1 protein-coding gene is annotated in these 529 nt (G+C 56.9%); it reads left to right on the forward strand.

Annotation, left to right across the window (positions count from 1 at the left end; translation table 11 throughout):
- Positions 1-13: 13 nt before the first annotated feature.
- Positions 14-529: hypothetical protein (locus ACOCD2_RS25835; RefSeq protein WP_419625544.1), on the forward strand; the 516-nt coding region annotated here is incomplete at its 3' end.

Raw genomic sequence — 529 nt, forward strand, 5'->3', positions numbered from 1 at the left:
ACAGAGCGGTGTATTGGAACGACTTCTGGCTGAACGCCTGGTGCAGCAGTCTGATACGGGTTATGCCATTCTGAACATTGGGGCGTTGCTGCTGGCCAAGAGCCTTCATACATTCGAGGGTGTTGGCAAGCGTGTCTTCGACCTCATGATAGATTTTGGGACATCCCAGTCCCCAAAATCGACTCGGCCTTTGACAACCTATTGGTGCCCCAGCCGTCCTGGTCACCCAGCACTGCGCAACAACTTCGCAAGCTCGTTGCTGCTCCGTACTTGGCTCCCATATGACTGGACGCCGCGTTCGGAGGCCTACTTTGTTTTCCCTCTGGCGCAAGGCACGCCGGGAAAACAGTGCGGCCTCGCGGCTACTGGGGTCTACCAGCCTTCGCTTCGCTCTCCATGGCTGGCAGCGCCGGAAAGCGGCCAGAGTCGTAGTCTATTCTGGCGAGTCCAAGATGGATACCTTGTCAGACCTGACCGGGGGAAAAGGCTATGCCGTTGGTTTTCGTGGATTGGTCCAGTATGTGATGGG

Origin of the sequence: Thiolapillus sp. (assembly GCF_048562965.1) — a bacterium.
Lineage (GTDB): Bacteria > Pseudomonadota > Gammaproteobacteria > Chromatiales > Chromatiaceae > Thiolapillus > Thiolapillus brandeum_A.